The sequence below is a fragment of the Rhodococcus sp. WAY2 genome, assembly GCF_009859915.1.
GTDB lineage: Bacteria > Actinomycetota > Actinomycetes > Mycobacteriales > Mycobacteriaceae > Rhodococcus_F > Rhodococcus_F oxybenzonivorans.
Window position 1 is genome coordinate 2,126,132 of the sequence record NZ_CP046572.1, and the last position, 18,230, is coordinate 2,144,361.

The 18,230-nt window shown below is 65.9% G+C and carries 16 protein-coding genes; 10 read left to right on the forward strand and 6 right to left on the reverse strand.

The window, feature by feature from the left end; genetic code table 11:
- The first annotated feature begins 380 nt into the window (after window positions 1-380).
- Window positions 381-710, forward strand: a complete 330-nt coding sequence (locus tag GFS60_RS09905; RefSeq protein ID WP_109328269.1) for an ANTAR domain-containing protein — start codon at window positions 381-383, stop codon at window positions 708-710.
- Window positions 711-785: 75 nt separating this feature from the next.
- On the opposite strand, the gene GFS60_RS09910 is transcribed toward GFS60_RS09905, so the two are convergent.
- The 3 genes from GFS60_RS09910 to GFS60_RS09920 form a co-directional block, all read right to left on the reverse strand.
- Window positions 786-1,649, reverse strand: coding sequence for a class I SAM-dependent methyltransferase (locus GFS60_RS09910; RefSeq protein WP_201453540.1), 864 nt, complete (start codon window positions 1,647-1,649; stop codon window positions 786-788).
- 71 nt (window positions 1,650-1,720) lie between these two features.
- Window positions 1,721-2,674, reverse strand: a complete 954-nt coding sequence (locus GFS60_RS09915) for a DUF808 domain-containing protein (protein WP_159920844.1) — start codon at window positions 2,672-2,674, stop codon at window positions 1,721-1,723.
- Between the two features lie 645 nt (window positions 2,675-3,319).
- Window positions 3,320-4,141, reverse strand: a complete 822-nt coding sequence (locus GFS60_RS09920; RefSeq protein WP_159920846.1) for an alpha/beta fold hydrolase — start codon at window positions 4,139-4,141, stop codon at window positions 3,320-3,322.
- A 249-nt stretch (window positions 4,142-4,390) separates the two neighbouring features.
- Between GFS60_RS09920 and GFS60_RS09925 the strand changes: the two genes are divergently transcribed.
- Window positions 4,391-4,993: a C40 family peptidase gene (locus GFS60_RS09925; protein ID WP_159920848.1), complete on the forward strand. Its 603-nt coding sequence runs from the start codon at window positions 4,391-4,393 to the stop codon at window positions 4,991-4,993.
- A 61-nt stretch (window positions 4,994-5,054) separates the two neighbouring features.
- Here the strand turns inward: GFS60_RS09925 and GFS60_RS09930 are convergent, their stop codons facing one another.
- Together GFS60_RS09930 and GFS60_RS09935 are read right to left on the reverse strand one after the other, a co-directional pair.
- Entirely contained in the window at window positions 5,055-6,641 is a 1,587-nt protein-coding gene (locus tag GFS60_RS09930) for a GMC family oxidoreductase (protein ID WP_159920850.1), read from the reverse strand.
- 30 nt (window positions 6,642-6,671) lie between these two features.
- Window positions 6,672-8,414, reverse strand: a complete 1,743-nt coding sequence (locus GFS60_RS09935; RefSeq protein ID WP_159920852.1) for an aldehyde dehydrogenase family protein — start codon at window positions 8,412-8,414, stop codon at window positions 6,672-6,674.
- A gap of 198 nt (window positions 8,415-8,612) precedes the next feature.
- Between GFS60_RS09935 and GFS60_RS09940 the strand changes: the two genes are divergently transcribed.
- The 8 genes from GFS60_RS09940 (at window position 8,613) to GFS60_RS09975 (ending at window position 17,764) form a co-directional block, all read left to right on the forward strand.
- A complete protein-coding gene (locus GFS60_RS09940) occupies window positions 8,613-9,791 on the forward strand; it encodes a PucR family transcriptional regulator (RefSeq protein WP_159920854.1) in 1,179 nt (392 codons plus the stop codon).
- 86 nt (window positions 9,792-9,877) lie between these two features.
- Window positions 9,878-11,821, forward strand: coding sequence for an acyl-CoA thioesterase/bile acid-CoA:amino acid N-acyltransferase family protein (locus tag GFS60_RS09945; protein ID WP_159920856.1), 1,944 nt, complete (start codon window positions 9,878-9,880; stop codon window positions 11,819-11,821).
- On the forward strand, window positions 11,821-13,122 hold the full coding sequence (locus GFS60_RS09950) for a glutamine synthetase family protein (protein WP_159920858.1): 1,302 nt from the start codon (window positions 11,821-11,823) through the stop codon (window positions 13,120-13,122). The genes GFS60_RS09945 and GFS60_RS09950 overlap by 1 nt, the downstream gene beginning before the upstream one ends.
- A gap of 154 nt (window positions 13,123-13,276) precedes the next feature.
- On the forward strand, window positions 13,277-13,681 hold the full coding sequence (locus tag GFS60_RS09955) for a hypothetical protein (RefSeq protein WP_159927026.1): 405 nt from the start codon (window positions 13,277-13,279) through the stop codon (window positions 13,679-13,681).
- Window positions 13,678-16,026, forward strand: coding sequence for a WXG100 family type VII secretion target (locus tag GFS60_RS09960; RefSeq protein ID WP_159920860.1), 2,349 nt, complete (start codon window positions 13,678-13,680; stop codon window positions 16,024-16,026). Before GFS60_RS09955 ends, GFS60_RS09960 begins: the two co-directional genes overlap by 4 nt.
- Window positions 16,023-16,769 carry a hypothetical protein gene (locus tag GFS60_RS09965; protein ID WP_236603424.1) on the forward strand — a complete coding sequence of 249 codons (747 nt, stop codon included), beginning with the start codon at window positions 16,023-16,025 and terminating at the stop codon, window positions 16,767-16,769. The genes GFS60_RS09960 and GFS60_RS09965 overlap by 4 nt, the downstream gene beginning before the upstream one ends.
- Window positions 16,770-16,868: 99 nt before the next feature.
- Window positions 16,869-17,339: a MaoC/PaaZ C-terminal domain-containing protein gene (locus GFS60_RS09970; RefSeq protein WP_159920862.1), complete on the forward strand. Its 471-nt coding sequence runs from the start codon at window positions 16,869-16,871 to the stop codon at window positions 17,337-17,339.
- 92 nt (window positions 17,340-17,431) lie between these two features.
- A complete protein-coding gene (locus tag GFS60_RS09975) occupies window positions 17,432-17,764 on the forward strand; it encodes a hypothetical protein (RefSeq protein ID WP_159920864.1) in 333 nt (110 codons plus the stop codon).
- Window positions 17,765-17,815: 51 nt separating this feature from the next.
- On the opposite strand, the gene GFS60_RS09980 is transcribed toward GFS60_RS09975, so the two are convergent.
- Entirely contained in the window at window positions 17,816-18,178 is a 363-nt protein-coding gene (locus GFS60_RS09980) for a VOC family protein (RefSeq protein WP_159920866.1), read from the reverse strand.
- Between the last annotated feature and the right edge of the window lie 52 nt (window positions 18,179-18,230).

Consider the following 18,230-nt stretch of genomic DNA (forward strand, 5'->3'; position numbering starts at 1 on the left):
AGCGTGCGAAGCGCGCAATCGCATCAGAAAATCGCGGTATCGACTGCAACGGGGCCCGCATCCAGTGCGTTTCGTGCGAGGTAAATGGTAGATCCAGCAGCTCGTCGCACTGCAGCAATGTGACCCACACCACATCCATTTTTGCGTGTTGGTTGAGACAGGAGGGCGGTGGACGAAGGCTGACCGACTCGACGTCGAGGGCGGCCGCGCCGACGTGGATCAGAGTATTGGACACTTGTCTAGGTGGCAGCCGCCGTGACGTGTGCTAGAACTATTCGGGCATCGGTAGTGACATGACTCACACTTTATGACCGCTTGGGATTGGTTGCCGGCACACCGGCGCATCCCGGCCGATGCACGAGAGCAAAGGACAACGTCACATGATCGAGGACACCGCGGACTTCTCCCTCACTCCTGTTGCCGGCCCCACTCGCCTGATTCCCCGACGGCGTCCCGACGGTCGCGAGCTTCTCGCCACCGCGAAGGGCATCCTGATCGCAGCGCGCCGCTGCAGCGATGCCCAGGCATTCGATGAACTCCTCGACGTTTCCCGCCGCCATCACCTGACCGTTCTCGGTGCCGCCCGAAGCTTGGTCGACCTCGCCGCCGGATCCGCGCCCCATCGCCGCACAGCTGACGCCGTCCGGTTCGACGAGTGGGAGCAGCTGCTCGCCCAGCTTCCCTCACATCCGCACGCGCACGCGAGCTGACGCAGCAGACACGGTTCGCGTGTGAAGGCAAGGTCGGATTCGCAGATTCCGCGCTCGCCACTGATTGACAGATAGCTACCCGGCAGGGGGCGAAGTAGTGCCCGTGCCCCTGCCGCCGCGAGGGTTGACCCACCGCGCCTCACTGTGATCCCAATAGCGGCCCCGATCGTTGGGTTGTGCGCGCCCTACGAGCGGTGAACCGGGCGCCGCTGTGGCCGTCGCGGTCCCCGCCTGTGGTTCCGTGTAAACGCCGAGCGAACCGCTGGCTTGCCCGCGTCCGACGAAAAGGCTGCGTTGAGGCAGTCTGTGCGCGCGCAGGACCACGTCGTGGGTGTGGTGCGCTCCCGCGCCGCCGCTGATCGAGCGCTCCCGCACCTCGTTCACATCGATGTGCCAGCTGGTATCCAGTAGCTCCGCCACATCACCGGGTGCGACCCAGTCATCGGGATCGAAGCCGTGCTCGCGTGCCGCATGCCCGTCGCGCATGTCGTGATGAACAACCAGCAAGATGCCGCCGGGTGCGACCGCGGAGACCAACGCTCGTTCGGCGGCATGGTCGGCTGTGCTGCGTAAGGCGGGGTACTGAGCTGAGACCAGGTCGAAACCATCCGCGGGCAGATCGGCATCGAGTAGGCCGCTGCACACCCAGGTGATGTCGGTGTTCTGGTCGGCGGCATGTGCCGCCGCCCGATCGAGCGCGACTCGCGAAACGTCCAGCGCGGTCACTGCCCATCCTTGGCGGGCGAGCCAGAGGGCATCAGCGCCTTCACCGCAGCCGACATCGAGGGCGCGCCCGGGCGGTGCGCCGGTCAACTCGGCGACAAGTGCGCCGTTGGGTTCGCCGCTCCACACTTGATCCCGCTCGTTGTAGCGCGCATCCCATTCGGCTGCCTCGCTCAATACTGACGTGACCTCGATGACCTCGCCGGAATCTTCCATACCGACACAGTGCAATAGCTGCGACCATTCTGGCGAAGGTTCTTGCCGCATCGGCAAGAACCCCGGACGCGTCAGTGCGCCGAGACGCTCTTCTTCCGCTTCGGTATCAGGTGCATGATCAGGACGACGATCGCGCCGACGACGAGCCCGACGAGGGCAGACACCACGGTCCCCGAAGTCCAGGACAGAGCCCCACCGAAACCGCCGTGCGCGAGGTCGCTGAACCAGTGTTCGACATCGTGGAGGCGATCGGCCGGCCAGTGGAATCCTGCCTCGCCGACATTGACGAGCAGGATGTGGCCGCCGACCCACAGCATCGCGGCGATTCCGACCACGGTGAGCACCGCCATCACCTTCGGCATCGCGGCGACGAGGCCTCGGCCGATCCGCTGACTGAACGTCGACTCGCGTCGGGCGAGCGCCAAGCCCACGTCGTCCATCTTCACGATCAGGGCGACCACACCATAGACCAGGATGGTGATGAGGAACGCCACGACGATGAGCACCAGCAGCCGAGTGACGAACGGTTCGCTCTCGACCGAGGACAGGGAGATCACCATGATCTCGGCGGACAGGATCAGGTCGGTGCGGATCGCGCCGCTGACCATGCTTTTCTCGAGCTCGGGGCCCTGCAGCACTACCGGCGCATCTTCGTCGCCGTGGTGCCCACCGGTGATTGCTTCGTAGACCTTCTCAGCTCCCTCGTAGCACAGGAACAGACCACCGGCGATCAGCAGATAGGGCAGTGCCTGCGGCAGGAACTGACTCAAGATCATCGCCACCGGCAGGATGATCAGAAGTTTGTTGCGGATCGACCCGATCGCGATCTTGCGGATTATCGGCAATTCGCGATTAGGGGAGAACCCATGGACGTAGCGGGGGGTGACGGCGGTGTCGTCGACGACCACACCCGCTGCCTTGATGCTGGCCTTGCCTGCCGCGGCTCCGATGTCGTCGACGGATGCCGCAGCCACTTTCGCGAGTGCCGCGACGTCGTCCAACAGGGCGACGAGACCACCAGCCACGGGAACCTCCCACAGTTCAAAATGTGCAGAGCCGATCGAATGACACGCGGTCGCGGGTCGATACCGAACGCTACCGAATCCATGGTCCCACGCAACAATCATGCGGGCGCCGCTCGATGTGCCGCGTGCGGGCGCGGAGCCATGACGCTCCCTCGCACCCGAACCGAGAGGGTGGCCATCTCGTCACCCAGGGGCATCTGGTCGCGGGTTCCGCTGTCGCAGACGATGGAATCACCGCCGAACACGGTGACCCCGGCGGCCCTCGAGTTCTCGGAAGGAACCCGCCCATGTCGAAGAGTGGAACTACTCGCGGACGTATCGCTGTGCTGATCGCGGGGGCTGCGGCCGCGTTGTCGATCTCGGCCATCGGCCCTGTGGCCGTGGCGTCCGCTGTCCCATGCAAGGGAGTCAGCTGTCACGACACCAATCCCAAGCCGCCTCCCAAGGATCTCGGCGACGGAGGTTGCCAATTGTGCCCACCTCCCAGTCCCGGCCCTGGGAATTTCCCGACGCCTAAACCTCCGACTCCCGCGCCCCCGCCGTCGTGACGGTGACCTGAGTATTCACTGCCGAGTGCGGCCCCCATCGATGACCGGTGGGGGCCGCACTGTGGTGTGACAACCGCGGTTGCGGGGGCGATGCCACTCACATGGCGTCGAGCGCCCGGCCTATCGCGTCGGCGAACGCGGTGGGATCGTGGATCAGCCAACCGTGACCGCCCGCCACGGTGAGAACCGGTGGATTGCGGAGCGCTGACCTCAGCGACTCCAAGCTGGCCACCGGGATCGTACGGTCACCGAGGCCCCACAACAGCGTCACCGGCAGTCCTCGGTTCGCGAGAGTTCTGAGTTCGGTGCGCAAGTCCGCACGCCGGGCCAGATGTGCCGTCCGCCACACCGCACCTGGATCGCGCACGGTGTTGGGGATGAAACCGTTGACGAGGGATGCTGCCGTGTGGACGATCGACCGGATCGACAGGGCCTCGCCCAGCGCCGATGCGCCCCAATCCCACAATGGTCTTTCACCGATGTGCCGGATTGCCTGACCGCCGGCAGACCATGCCCCGCCGCCGACGGAGTTGACGAGAACGACTCGTGCTACCCGCTCGGGAAGGTCGTGGGCAGTCTGAATCGCGACGCCACCGCCGAAGGAGTGGCCGACCAGGGTCACCGGCTCGTCGATTCCGGCCGAGTCGAGAAACCGTCCGAGCCAGGCGGCGTAGCCCGCGAAGCTGCGCGCGTGCGGTGGATGGTCGGGAGTCCCTCCGAAACCGGGAAGTGTCGGTGTGACGACGCGATGTCCCTGTCGGACGAGGGTCGAGAGGCCGCGGCCGTACACCCGCGGGGTAAGTCCCCAGCCGTGGAGGAAGACGATGGGCGGACCCTGCGCCACCACGGTGAGGGTCGGGGCCTTCGGACCTGCGAGCGGCTCGAGGATCTCGGGTTCTAAGTTCTGGGTCAGTGACACGCTCCCCAGCGTGTCCGGCGGGTGTTCCGGCGGTAACGGCCGAATTACCCGCGGACATACCTGTTTTGCATTTTCGTCACGACCGGTCTGTTCGTTATAGCCCTGTGATCTACGTGGTTTTCCGAAAATAGGTATGTGTATGGGCCATTCGGCCGTTGCCCGCTGAGCCCGTGACCGCGATGTTATAAAACGTCTCGTCCGATCGGCACGAAAGTCGTCGGACATCGAAAAAATGAAGGACTCAGCTCAATGGCCAAGCATAGATTGCGTCGGGGCAATCGTCTGCAGATTTCGACCGGTGGCGTTCTGGTTGCCACCGCGGTGGGGCTGGGAGCATTCACGCTCCCTGCTGCCCCTGCTGCAGCGGAGCCGATCACCATCCCAGGTATTGGGACGTTCGACGTTCCAGGTGTACCGCCGCTGCCGCCCGCGCCGCAGGCGCCGGCACCGAACCCCGCTCCACCATCGAACCTGCTACCCGACCTGCCATCGGCCCCCGCCATGCCCTCCACCCGTGGTGCGCAGGCGCTGACAGCCGCCCAGTCGAAGATCGGCTCACCGTACGTGTGGGGCGCCACCGGACCGAACGCTTTCGATTGCTCCGGATTGATGCAGTGGGCATACAAGCAGGCGGGTGTCTCGATCCCGCGTACCACCTACGACCAGGTGAACGGTGGGACGCCTGTCGCCAAGGGAAATCTTCAGCCTGGCGATCTGGTCCTGTTCTACGGGGCGTCGCATGTCGGGATGTTCGCCGGAAACGGCATGGTGGTCCACGCCCCCAGCTCCGGCCAGCCGGTGAAGCAGGCACCGCTCGATTCGATGCCGTTCCATTCGGCCCGCCGGTACTAGGCGGCTCCGCCGCCCGTGCGCCTTTCTGGTAGCGGCAACTACCAGAAAGGCGCACGGGGCGCTAGCGCCCTATGAGGTCGGCGGCACGTTCCCCGATGAGCACGGCGGGTGCGTGTGTGTGGCCCCGGATAATCGTGGGCATGATCGACGCATCGGCGATGCGCAGGCGCTCGACTCCCCGCACCCGTAGGTCCGGGGTGACGACGCTGGCGGGGTCCTTGCCCATCCGGCAGGTGCCCACCGGGTGGTATAGCGTGTGCGCGTTCTCGGCGAGTGCGCGTTCCAGTATTTCCTCGAGCGGAGTATCCGGCTCGACCGAGGGCCGAATCAGTGTGCCCAGCTTCGACTTCAGCGTCGGAGCCGAGGCGAGGGCATCGCACAGGCGCAGTCCTTCGAGCATGGCTCGCCGGTCCGCGCCCTCGGGGTCGCTGAGGTAGCGGGGATCGATGATCGGATTCGCCGCAGGATCCGCAGACCGCAGGGTGATGGTGCCGCGACTTTCCGGTTTCACCAGAATGGTGCCGATGACGGCGGCGTGGCCGGTGGCCGGGATCAGCCCCTCGTCGAAGAACGGTGCGGGGCCGTAGATCATCTCGAGGTCGGGTAGTGGCAAGTCGTCCCGGCTCCTCACGAACCCGTATGCCTCCGCGACATTGGAGGTGAGCATGCCGCGTCGGCGCGTGAGGTAGTTGATCAGCTCGGGGATCTTCTCCGCCGCGTACAACGAGTCGGAGTCCACGCTGTAACCGAGGAACGAGACGAGGTGATCCGCCAGGTTCTTCCCGACCTCGGGAAGGTGGTGCTGCACAGGGATGCCGTGCTCGCGCAGCTGCTGCTCGTCACCGACACCGGACAGCATCAGCAGCTGCGGCGTGTTGATCGCCCCACCGGCGAGTATCACCTCTTTCGCCGCCCGGACGGTGTGGCGTGCACCGCCCTTCTCGTATTCGACCCCGACCGCGGCGGTTCCGTCGAACAACACGCGGGTGGCCAGTGCCTCGGTCACCACGGTGAGATTTTTGCGTTTCATCGCGGGCCGGAGGTAGGCGTCGGCGGTGCTCCATCGCGCACCCCGCTTCTGGGTGACCATCGTCTGGGAGAAACCCTCGGGCTGTGCGGTATTCGCACGCTCGACGGGATATCCGGTTTCCCGAACCGCGTCGAGGAACGCTCCTGTCAGTGCGCGTGGGCTCCGCTGATGGCACACGTTGATCGGGCCTTCGATGCCGCAGTCGGCTTCGGTGGCGCCTTCCACTTTCTCGATGCGCCGAAAATGTTTGAGCACCTCCCGGTACGACCATGACTCGTCGGCGAGTTCCGCCCACTCGTCGTAGTCGGCGGCGAACCCGCGCACCCACATCATCGCGTTCATCGACGAGGATCCGCCGAGCATCTTGCCTCGCGGCCAATAGATTTTGCGGCCACCGAGGGTTTCTTGCGGCTCGGTGAGGTAGTCCCAGTCCACCTCGCTGCGGAACAACTTCGAGAAGGCGGCGGGAATGTGCGCAAATTTGTTCTTGTCCTCGGGGCCGGCCTCGAGAACCACCACTGTGTTTCGGGAGTCGGCGCTGAGGCGTTCGGCCAGTGCGGCACCCGCCGAGCCCGACCCCACCACGACGTAGTCCGCCACCGACGGTGTCTGTTTCATTCGTTCCTCTCCAGTCGAGACAGCGGTGCGTCAGCCACGCAGCGCGGACGCGAAGATGGCCGGGAGCCGCTTCCATGACGGTGCTCCGGCGAAGGCGGTCAGTAGGCGCCCCGTGGTGGCGGCGGTGCGATTGTTCACGAACCATGGCGGTTTGGGTGAAATGGACAGCTCCCGCTTCATCACCGATCGCGGTGACGGGCGGAACGGTCCTCGCACCACGGTGCGTTCGGGGTGGTCGATCAACAGCGCGTTGTGGACCACACCGATTCCGCTCTGGACGTCGTTCACCGTGTGGCCTGGGAAGGCGCCCCAGGTGGCGGTGGCGGTGAGGTATCCCACGCCGGTCCAGGCGTTGATGGCGATGGTCCCGTATCGCAGACTCTCCACGAAGGAGTCGAACGCCGAACCCATCGAGCGAATGGTCTGCGGTGTCGCGACGATGTTCACCCCGAGCGTGCCGACGAAGTCGTCGTTCACGAATTGTGCCGCCCGCCTCGCGAACTCGTTTCCCTGGTACGGAAGGTCGATCACGCCGAGGACCGGAGCGAAGTACTCCGTCTGCAGCAGTGGCTCGTACTCGCCGGGATCGAGGTTCGTCACCAGCACGCGCCTACCGTTCTTGCCCAGACGCTCGGCCTTGGGGAACGACGCAACCGCTCCGGCCACACGGTTGTCGCTGCCCGGGTAGTAGGCGGAGCGGTCCGGTGCTCGGTCGAGGGCGTCGCGCAGAGCGGCGAGGAACTCGTTACGCTGCTTCCACTCCGAGGACACCACGACCGCTTGTGCCGCGACACAGTTGTAGCCACCGTTGTGTAGCCGCTGGGTGGCGATGTGCTCGGCCTGGAACTTGATGTCGGCGTGGCTCCATTCACCGGGCAGCACGATGGTGGGGGATACGCCACCGAGTTCGCTCGAGATCTCCTTTTCGAGGATCGGCTCGTTCGCGGCCTTGCGCCCCGCGCCTTCCTCGCCTGTGCCGAAGACGATCGCATCATGGGTGAGTGCGCTACCCGTCATGTGGACGTGATCGATCTGCTGATGGTGCACCAGATAGGTCCCGACGTCGGCGCCACCGGTGAGGAGGCGGACGGCGCCCACGGAGATGAGTGGCTCGAGCACCCGTGTGAGGACCGGCAGCAACGGGTCGGTGATCGGGTTGAGCTTGAGCGCGACGACGCGGTTGTGGGCGATCAGTTCGTAGAGCGTGTCCAGCGGGGCGATCGAGGTGATGTTGCCCGCGCCGAGCACCACACCGATGCCCCGGGTGTGGGAAGGGTCTCGCTGAGCCAACCCGGCGTCCCGCTGTGCCGTTGCACGATCGATCCCCGGCTGCAGCCACACCTCGGCGCTGAAACCACTGAGGAGTAGTTTGTCGAAAATGTTGAGGGGAAGAACCTTGACGGTGGTGCGGTTGCCGGGCGCCGTGCCGAAGGTGGCGCCGTCGAGGGGACTGCCGCCCGCCTCGAGTTTTGCCAGGCTTGCGGACAGTGCGGCGGTGGCGGTCGCGACGGAATACGGGCCGGACATCCATTCCTCACCGACCAGCGGCGACTTCGGGTCGAGGCCCTTGATCCCGACTGCAGCGTCCACCCAGTCCGCGGCGTGCTGCACGGTGAGGTCGTGGACTTTGTCGAGAAGCTTCCGGCGTTCGGACAGGGACAGGTCAGCCCAGTTCTTCTCGCCTTCGGCCAGGTCGGCGAGGGCTGCGTCGACGGCCGCGTGCTCGGCCGCGCCGGAGGGTGGGGGAGTGGCCTCGGGGTTTGAAGTGCTCACTGTGGACATCTCCGCTCGGGTCGATTACATGGAGAACATCGCCACAGACGCTGAACGGCTGTGGGCGTAGGACTGTGATTCTCGTCGCATCCCCGGCTGCTGCGCCATAGGCGGCGGCTGTCAAATGTCCACTTTGTCCCTATGCCGTCGCACAACAAGGGTGTGGCGGTACGGACGGCCGGTCGATAGTCTTGCCGAATGGTTGCCAGTCCGGACATCGCGCCGTCGCCCACTGATTTACTAGGTGACATGCTCGAATCGGTGAACGAGCTGTCCCAGACCCTCACCGAAAGAATCCTGTCTGCCGAGCACGGCTACATCGAGGCGACTCTGCTCACCCCCGAGCAGCTGTACGGGGCCTGCCTCGACAACCTGACGGCGATGCTCGGCAACCTCGCCGGCATCGCGCCGATCCGTCTGGAGGCGGCGCGGGCAGCCGGCCAGCTGAAGGCCGAACAGGGTGTGCCGCTCGCCGCCCTGCTCCACGCGTTCCGACTCGGTGGCCGACTGATCTGGGATGAGCTGATGGACCGCTCGGAGGGCCGGGCCACCAACGCGCTGCTCGAGATGGCTGCGCAGGTGTGGGCGCTGGTGGATGTGTACTCCGACAGTGCCGCGGAGTCCTACCGCGAGACCGCTGACCTCCGTGCCCGGGAGGACGCCGAGTCGCGCGGCCGGCTCGTGAGGACGCTTTTCGGGGAGCACTCGGCGAATCCGGCGGGAGCTGCCGATGCGTTGCGCACGTTCCGCATCCCCGAGCACAGCACCTTTGTGGTCGTGTCGGTCGAATCGGCGGCGTCACCGTCTTCGGCGGATCTGCTGGAGGCCGAGCTGCGCGGCGTGGGAGTCGAGTCCGTGTGGGACACCGAGGTCGACGGCCGAATCGGGTTGTTGTGGGCATCCACCGCCGACTTCGTCGAGGCAGCGCTCGCATTTCTCGGCCGCGCCGATGCCCGGGTCGGAGTCAGCTCCACATTCACCCGGCCTGCGGGGACGAGCGCCGCCGTCGAGCAGGCCCGTGTCGCCCGCCGGTGCGCGGGACTTGGTGGTAGCACGGTCACGCGATACGAGTCCGTGCCCGTCTCGCTGCTGCTGGTCAGTGCGCCGGAAGCGAGCAAGCTTGCGGCGGGCCAGATTCTCGGACCGGTGCTGGCGCTGCCGCCGGAGGAGCAGGACAGTCTGCTCTCCACACTCGACGCGTGGTTCGCCTGCCACGGCTCCACCACTGCGGCCGCCGCGCAGCTGCACTACCACCGCAACACTGTGCTGTACCGGTTGCGCAGGATCCACAGCCTCACCGGGCGGAACTTCTCGGATCCCATCGACGCCGCCGAACTTTATGTCGGCCTGCGGGCGCATCAACTCCTCGCTTCCTGAAATCGAGTCCCCGAACACGTCGCAGGCCCGACAATGAGTGCCAGTCGGCCGTCGTAGCCCGGGATGCCGGGCAGTGGGGCAGTGCAATGGGATTCGTCATCGGATTTGCGCCGTGGATCGTCTACTGGATTCTCGTGGGCAACACGGGGTTCGTCACTGCAGTCGCTGTCGCGTTCGGTATCGCACTGGCCGGGCAGGTGCTGCAACGGGCGCGCCGTCAACCGTGGCGCACTCTCGAAGTGGGCACCGTTGCCGTTTTCGCGCTGCTGCTCATTGCCGCCCTCCTCGTCGACGACGCCGTTCTGGCGCGATGGTTGCAGCCGCTGAGCAACTTCGGGCTGTTCGCGATCGCCGCGGTCGGCGTACTGGTGGGACGGCCGTTCGTTCGCGAATATGCGGTGGGAAGCGTCGACGCCGCGACCGCCGCAGGCGGCGGCTTCCGGTACGTCACCACGGCGATGACCTGGATGTGGGTGGCCGCATTCGGTGCGATGACGCTGGTGTCGCTGATACCGCCGATCGTCGATGGTGACGCAACCATGCGCGATGACGGGGACACCCTGTCGATCGTCTGCTACTGGGTTCTGCCCTACACGCTGATGGGTGTGGCCGGGTTGGTCTCGGCGATGTTTCCCGGGTGGTTCGACAAGACGTCGCATCTTCTCGCGAAGCAGTCCTCGATGGAGCCGACGGTGGTATCGCAACCGTCGCCGCCCGAGGACCGGGCGGAAGGGAGCCTGGTCCTCGACGTCGTCGAGGATTCCCGCCACGATCAACCCTTCGCGGTCGCCGTCCGCGGCGCGGAGCCGGGTGCCGCGCTCACTGTCCGGACCACAGGAACGGATCTCTTCGGCTCGCGGTGGCGTTCGGAGGCAATGTTCGTGGTCCCTGCCGACGGAACCGTCGACGTCGCCTCGCGGGCACCGGTGCGCGGCGACTGGGATGTGGCAGACAGCGACGCTCCGCTGTGGGCGATGCGGTCCGTGTCGGACGATCGCGTACCCGACCTGTTCGTGCCCCCGGCCGGTCCATGGAACGTCACGGTCGACGTCACGTCTGCGCGGGGAAGGGTGCGACGGACCGTGATTCGCCGCGCTGCCGCCCCGGGCGTCACGGTCACCGAACGGGAGGTCGACGGCCGCCCCGCGCTCCTCGCCTTACCCGCCGGCGACGCGCCCGCCGCGGGGTGGCCGGGAGTCGTGTGTTTCGGTGGCTCCGAGGGTGGCGTCGACTCGCAGCGCTCCAACCTGGAGATGCTCGCATCACACGGCTGGGCCGCGCTGGCGTATTCGTGGGTCGACGAGTCGGGCACGGAGCCGACATTGGTCGACATCCCGCTCGAACGGTTCGCGACTGCGGTCACGTTCCTGCGGACACTCGCACAGGTGGACCGCGATCGCGTAATCGCCGTCGGTACGTCCCGGGGTGCGGAAGGACTGCTCGCCGCCGCCTGCGACGGATTGATCGACGTGAATGGTCTCGTACTGACGAGCCCGAGTTCGGTGTCGTGGCAGGCCATCGGACCCGAAGGGGAAATCCCCGATACGCCGTCGTGGACGCGTCGCGGCCGGGCAGTTCCCTGGGCGCCGCTCCCAGGCGGGACCCTGATGCCGCAGCTCATCCGGAACGCGTGGCACGCCCACCGCGACATCGCCGCGGGGCGGCCCAGCCTGCTTCGGCTCGGCACCGCCTATCGTGCCGGTTTCGCCGCCGCACCAGCGAATTCGACATTGCACTCCGAGCGTGTCGCAGCGCCGCTCCTGTGCCTGACCGGTGAGGACGACGAGCTCTGGCCATCGGTCGACATGGCCACCGCCCTTCTGGCGCGGCGCGCGGAGCGACACGACGAGCACCGATGCTTTCCCGGCGCCGGCCACCTGGTTCGGTGGGGAATGTTTCCGTCGGATGCCCAGTGGACCGGTGGCATCGCCCTCGGTGGGGGCGGCATCGGGCAGGCGCGGGCCCAACGTGAAGCGATACAGTGCGTCCTCGGTTTCCTGTCCCGCACGGCCGCCACGACGAGTGCCTGATGGGCACCGGAGGCGGGAATACCGCACCCTCGGACCGCGTCGTGGGATCGATCGTCGATATGGCGGGTGTCTCGCGGGCCAAAGTGTTTCCGCGTTCACGGTTGTCGGCCTTCGCCGAAGCGGGGGCGGGGGCGTCATCGAGCTGGAGTGTGTTTTGCGTCGACGACCATCTCGCGTTCACGCCCTCCTTCTCCGTGACCGGCGATCTTCGGCTCCGCATCGACCCCGACGAGGTCCGGGACCTCGGCAACGGCACGTACTGGGCTCCGGCGGATCTGTGCGAGCAGGACGGAACACCGTCGGAGGCGTGCACCCGGGGCGCGCTGCGGCGGGTGACGACGCGGCTGGCGGAGTCCGGTCTGAGCGCACGAACCGGCCACGAGATCGAGTTCACGCTCTTCGACGCGGCGAGCACCGAAGAATGGTCCGCGTACGGCCTCAATGCCGTTCTCGCGCAGGAAGAATTCTTCGAACGGCTGCTGGCGGCGGCGTCGAGCGCGGAGCTGCCGGTCGAACAGGTCCACGCCGAGGCTGGGCTGGATCAATTCGAGGTGTCGCTCGCCCCCGCGGATCCCGTCGAGGCGGCCGACAATGCGGTGCTGGCCCGCGCCCTGATCAGCCGGGTCGCTCGCGTTCAGGGACTCCGGGCGTCATTCTCACCCGTGCCCGTCGCAGGTGGGGCGGGTAACGGTGCCCATCAGCACGTGTCGCTCACCGAACGCGGCGTGCCGATCCTGTCGGGAGGGCCGGGCCCGCACGGGCTGACTCCCGCCGGTGGCGCCGCGGTCGCCGGGATTCTGCGGGCGCTACCCGAGTTCACGGCCGTTCTCGCCGGATCGGTGCTGTCGCACCTGCGCTTGCGCCCAGGCATGTGGTCAGGGATGTTCCGCTGCTGGGGCCTGGAGAACCGCGAGGCAGCCGTCCGCCTCTGCGCGGACACTGCCGGGAATCCGCACGGCGCGAACCTGGAAATCAAACCTATCGACCCGTCCGCGAACCCGTATCTGAGTAGCGCCGCCATTCTCGGTGCCGCCCACGACGGCATCACCGGCGAGCTTACGCTCCCGGACGAGGTGTCGGTCGACCCCGCTGACTTGTCCGGCACCCACGCCGTCGATCTTCTCCAGACCCCGTCGTCCGACATGCTCGGAGCATTCGAGTCGTCGGCGCTCGCGCGCGACCTGTTCGGGCCGCTGGTCATGGAAGCGCTCGTGGCGGTCAGGGGTTACGAGCACGCCGAATACCGGGCGAAACCGGTCGACGAGGTCGCGCAACTTTTCCGGTACGCGTGGACGTCCTAGTCAGTTGCGGAACTCCGGATGCGGAACCGCGGTCACACATTCGTGTGAGGACGTCCGCTATTCTTTGCACGGTCGCCGAGCATGTCGGTGACCCGGGTCCGGGGGTGGGCCTCGATGCGGATATCAGGGGGAGAATTCGTTGTCAGAGGGCGATATGTCGTGGCCGGACAGTGTCATTGCGTCGCTGGACGGGACCGGTGCGACGCAGCTTCCGCTGGACACAGTCCGGGGGTTGCCGCCGATACTCGGCGGACCGGACGTTGCGGTTGTCAAGGTCGACCCCGACATGCTGCGCGCGATGTCCACTGCGCTCGACATCATTGCGCGCGAGGTCGAGGCGTTGGGTGGCCGCCGTAGCTTCGAGCATGCGGTTCGGGCCGTCGAGGGGTCCGACATAGCGGCGGCGTGCCGTGACGCCGGCGACATCCTCGCGTCCGCGCTGGGAGTCGCGGCCAGTCGCATCGACGAAATGGCGTTCATCGCGGGTGACGGGGCCGAGAATTACGAGGTCACCGACACGTCGTTCGCGTCGCAGTTGTCGGCGATGGGGGAGATGTGATTCCGCGTAGGTCGCAACTGCATGTCTGGAATCCGCGGGATCTCACACTGGCGGGCGAGGAAATCGGACGGACCGCCGAAGACACGCGAACCCGGGCGGACGACGTCCAGCGTGCTGTCGCGGATCTGGGCCGGAACGACGACTGGCGCGGTCCGGCGCAGGCGGCTGCCGAGCAGCGAGCGAACAGTGAACGCACGGAAATCCGAAGGCTCGCCGACGATCTGGAGGATCTGTCGAACGCACTCGTCGGTGGGGCCGATCGCCTCAGCCATGCGCGGGACTATGTCGCCACCGTGATCGACAAGGCGGCAACCGACGGATTCACCGTCTCCGACGACTGGCAGATCGTCAGCCTGCCGACGACGATGAGCGAGGCCGCGGCCGCCGAACATGCCGACTTGATGGAGTACTGGCGCAGCCAACTCAGTGGAGCGCTGACGGACCTCGACACCGCCGATCGGGACATGGCGACGGCGATCCGGGACGCGCTCGGCGCCGTGGCGGCGAGTGCCCCGGCGTCCGCGGGCCTGTCGGGGCACGAGGGCACCGCGCTGGGCGAGCAGGTTGCGCGAGCCGGTTCCGACATTCCGCAGGACGTCCGTGACCGTGTTGCCCGGGAGATCGCGGCCGCAGGGCTCACTCCCGAACAAGTGAAGACGCTGGCCGACGGCGGCAAGGTCACCGATCTTCCACAGGGAACGATCGACTTCCTGCAGCAGTTCTATACGGCGGCCGGCAAGGACGGCTTCCTCGCCCTGTCCGAGCAGTACAGCGAGAACGGACGCACCGAGGCCGCCAGCGCCCTGTCCAACGGTCTCGCCGTGGTGTCGAACTACAACGTCGGCAGTGCCGGCGGAGACGTCGGTGGTCGGAGCCACATCCCGGAAAGCCTTCGAGGGCTGTTCGTGGGCCCAGTGACGTCGACCGGCAACCTCACGAAGGGCGCGCACGACGCCCCACAACCGTCTGTGGTCGTCAACAACGGCGACGACCTGGCACGCTTCACCAAAGCCTTCGGTCTCGCGGACCCGGGCGTCCAGCAGGGCAGTGAGCTGAGCGAGAGCCTCCTCTCCCGTGCCGGCGAGATCGCCTCGGCCACCAACGACAAGAGTCTCTTGATCGGGGACTCGTTCGACCACAACACGCTGGGTCGCGACAGCGTCGACACCCTCCTACAGGACATGGTCGGCGTCGGTGGTCGCGATCATGTCGCCGTCCACAACATCCTGTCCGGCGAAGGCATGCCGGCCGACTACAACCGCGACGACATCATCATGCCTCTGCTGCAACGTAATTGGGTTGACGGCGGCGAACAGAAGGTGGCCGGAATGTTCGACTGGATCGCCGACGACGCAAGGCCCTCAGATCCGTCCGATCCCGGCGAAATCTTCCGGTCGCGACAGGCCGGCGAATCGGCATTCGGACTCGCACAGATCCTCGCCGCGAAAGACGCCGAGCTACTCGACATACCGGGGATGAAGGGGCAGGCAATCGGTGAGGTGAACCCCGACATCACGCAGGCGTTGGGCGCAACGCTCGCACCCTACATCGGCAATATGGTGGGGGTACCCGGCGACTTCGCAGGCACTTCGGGTTTCACTAGCTCGACCGGTGGAGAATTCGGGCTCGAGAACGCGCCCCGCCTCTTTTCGGTGATCGACTCCAACGTCGATGCGGCAAGCTACTTCAACGCGCAGGCGTTCGGAATGTCGGCTCAGCTCGAGCAAGCGTGGGCGTTGGATTCACCTGCTCCTCATATCTCGCACGATCAATACGGATGGTGGGCAGGAAGCATTCAGGGCGTCGTAGATAAAGGATTCGACCTCGAGTTCGCCGACCGATCTGGGGACGAAGCGTCAAGTACTTCGTCCGGGTTCGAGAACAAAGGCGTTGCCTACGACACCATCAGAACAGTTGTGAGTAAAAGCGTCGAGTTCATTCCTGGTGCCGGCCCCCTGATATCGAGTGGGATCGATCTTGCGGATCCGGCATTCAAAAGCGCGGTGATGGGCGCGGTGCCCGATAATACTGCGCAGCAGAACACTCAATTCTCCGATGAGTCGCACCTCGCGAAGCAGTACTACCAAATTGCCCTGGGGATTCAGTCGGCGAATGGTGGAGTGCTTGATCCCTACGAGGGTCTGGACAGATTCCGCGACGGGGAGAACGGCCCCTTGCTGTCATACAACGAGATCGCGGGTGACCGCCCCGATTCGAATCTCCCGGTTCTCGGTGCGAACCTTTCCAGTTACATCGTCGAGTCGGGATACACGGGATTGGGTGAGTTCATAGACCAACTGAACGCAGGGCGTGAATACGTTCAGAATGCGACGTACGGCCAGTGAAGAGACGTTTGATCGCCGTAGCGGTCACGGCATCCGTGCTGGCAGCAGGGTGCGGATCGAGTGGGTCGGAGCCCGAGCCACCAGCGGTCGAGACGGTCTCGAGGTACTCGGTTCCCGACAATGTGGGCTTCAATTATCGGTGGTCGGCTGATCCCGGCATCGATCTGCACAGCCGGCAGGCGACGGTTGTTCGCGCGTATGTGGAGTCCTATTACCTCTCGATCAACAGCAATTCTCTCTCGGCCGCGTATCCCGGATTCGCCGAGGCGGTTCCCCAGCGCAAGCGAGCCGACTTCGACCACCCCGTCGACCCGACCGAGCGGCGGTACGTCGGCACCCAGTTCCAACACCTGATGTGGATGATGAAGACCGAACGTGGTTGGTTCGCCACGATCTGCACGGGCGACTACTCGGTGATGGAAGTGGGTCAGGACGAGAAGTTCTACAACATCGGGTCGAAGTATGTGAATGCGGAGACCGTGGAACTGATCGCACCGAATGACACGTCAGCGACGTCGGTGAGGTCCTACGGACCGGAACGCGCGCCCACCATCAACGTGTTCGATGGTTGGACACTTGCCGAGCATGTGAAGGGCGCGCGCGATCAGAACGCTTATGCCGAGTGCGACTCGCGGATGCCGGATGGGAGGGATGTGCGACCGCAGAAGGCGAACCTCCCACACGACACCCCCTACCCGACGCTTGCTCCGTATCCGGGGTGGCCGCGGTACGACGAGAGCTGACGGCCGGCCCCGACCGCCGGTGGAAGGGCACCGTCACCGCCGCGTTCGCCCGGTCCTATCCTCGACTGCGGCCCCTGTGCTCGGCGGGGGTTTGTGGGAGTGATCGGACGGTATGAAGTGGGCAGCAGAAACGGCGTCGTCTACGCAGACGACCTCGCGGCGGGTGACAGGTTCGAGCTGGGCTCGTACACGGTGACCGAGCAGGAGCTGGTGGAATTCGCCGGCCAATGGGATCCGCAGTCTTTTCACATCGATCGCGAATCTGCAGAGGGCGGATATTTCGGCGGGTTGATCGCCAGCGGTGTGCATACGATCGCCATCTGCCAGCGGCTGACCGTGACCAGTCTCTTTAACGACTGGAGCGTCATCGCCGGCAAATGCCTCCGGAACGTCAACTTCCTCCGCCCGGTCCGACCGGGGGAGGTCCTCACCGGTTCCATGCTGATCGACAATGTCGTGCTGGACGACCGCGGGCGCGGCCTGGTGACTGCCGCCGCCGAAATCGTCAACGGGGACGGCCAGCCGATGCTCACGATGGTCACCGAGATGTTCATGCGCAGCAGGCCCTGACAGGAATTCCGAGGGAATTTTCGCCGTAAAGGATTGTTTGTCGATTCTTTGGGTATCGCCCATGGGCAGAGTCACCTACCTATGGAGGCATCATGAAGGTCGGCATCAGATTGGCCGCGGTCGCGGTGTGTGCGGCTGCGCTCGGTGTGGGAACCACCGGCGTTGCGTGGGGCGACGCTCTCGACTCGGCTGTGGTCCCGGTGCGAGCACCGGATGTGGTGCAGCCATTGCCCCCCGGAGTTCCGCAGTACGGTCCCGCCGGTTGCGACGACTGGGCAGAACCCTACGAGAACAACGTTCCGGCCTGGGGTGCCGACCCGTACAACCAATACGACAACTGGTGCGACGGCCCCGACGACGGCATCCCGCAGCCCGCCACCTACAACGGTGACGAGGGCGGCGGCGACTCCCCGAACGAACCGTAACCTCGGCTCGGCCCGACGCGCCCCGGCAGTGTCCAGGCCGGGGCGGCGACGTCATGCGCCGGCTGGAGGTTGGTGTAGGCCGAACGCGGATCCCTGGTCGTCGTGGCAGAGCGTGAATCGTCCGAACCGTGCCACCGACTCGGGCTCTTCTCCGAGGTCGACCGCATCGACCGTCCCTCCGAGCGCCAGGACCTTCTGTTTCGCGGCGTCGAGGTCAGCTACCCGGAAGAACACGTACGGGCCCGCGCCCGGGTCGCCGCCGTGGATGCCGCCCGGAACATTGGGCGTGTTGATCGCGTATCCGGACCCGCCTGGACCGGGTTCGAACTGCCAGCCGAACAGGGCCGAATAGAACTTTCGGCCCTGTTCGGCGTCGGCCACACCCAACTCGAAAAACGACACGTCACCTGACATGAGCACTCCTCCGTCCGAGATCGTGGAGGTGACGCTACGCCGGGCGACCGAC

Bases quoted from the DNA above. Each gene is read 5' to 3' on its own strand.
- GFS60_RS09905 (WP_109328269.1), top strand. From the start codon at position 381: ATGATCGAGGACACCGCGGACTTCTCCCTCACTCCTGTTGCCGGCCCC.
- GFS60_RS09910 (WP_201453540.1), bottom strand. From the start codon at position 1,649: ATGGAAGATTCCGGCGAGGTCATCGAGGTCACGTCAGTATTGAGCGAG.
- GFS60_RS09925 (WP_159920848.1), top strand. From the start codon at position 4,391: ATGGCCAAGCATAGATTGCGTCGGGGCAATCGTCTGCAGATTTCGACC.
- GFS60_RS09930 (WP_159920850.1), bottom strand. From the start codon at position 6,641: ATGAAACAGACACCGTCGGTGGCGGACTACGTCGTGGTGGGGTCGGGC.
- GFS60_RS09940 (WP_159920854.1), top strand. From the start codon at position 8,613: ATGGTTGCCAGTCCGGACATCGCGCCGTCGCCCACTGATTTACTAGGT.
- GFS60_RS09945 (WP_159920856.1), top strand. From the start codon at position 9,878: ATGGGATTCGTCATCGGATTTGCGCCGTGGATCGTCTACTGGATTCTC.
- GFS60_RS09950 (WP_159920858.1), top strand. From the start codon at position 11,821: ATGGGCACCGGAGGCGGGAATACCGCACCCTCGGACCGCGTCGTGGGA.
- GFS60_RS09955 (WP_159927026.1), top strand. From the start codon at position 13,277: ATGTCGTGGCCGGACAGTGTCATTGCGTCGCTGGACGGGACCGGTGCG.
- GFS60_RS09975 (WP_159920864.1), top strand. From the start codon at position 17,432: ATGAAGGTCGGCATCAGATTGGCCGCGGTCGCGGTGTGTGCGGCTGCG.
- GFS60_RS09980 (WP_159920866.1), bottom strand. From the start codon at position 18,178: ATGTCAGGTGACGTGTCGTTTTTCGAGTTGGGTGTGGCCGACGCCGAA.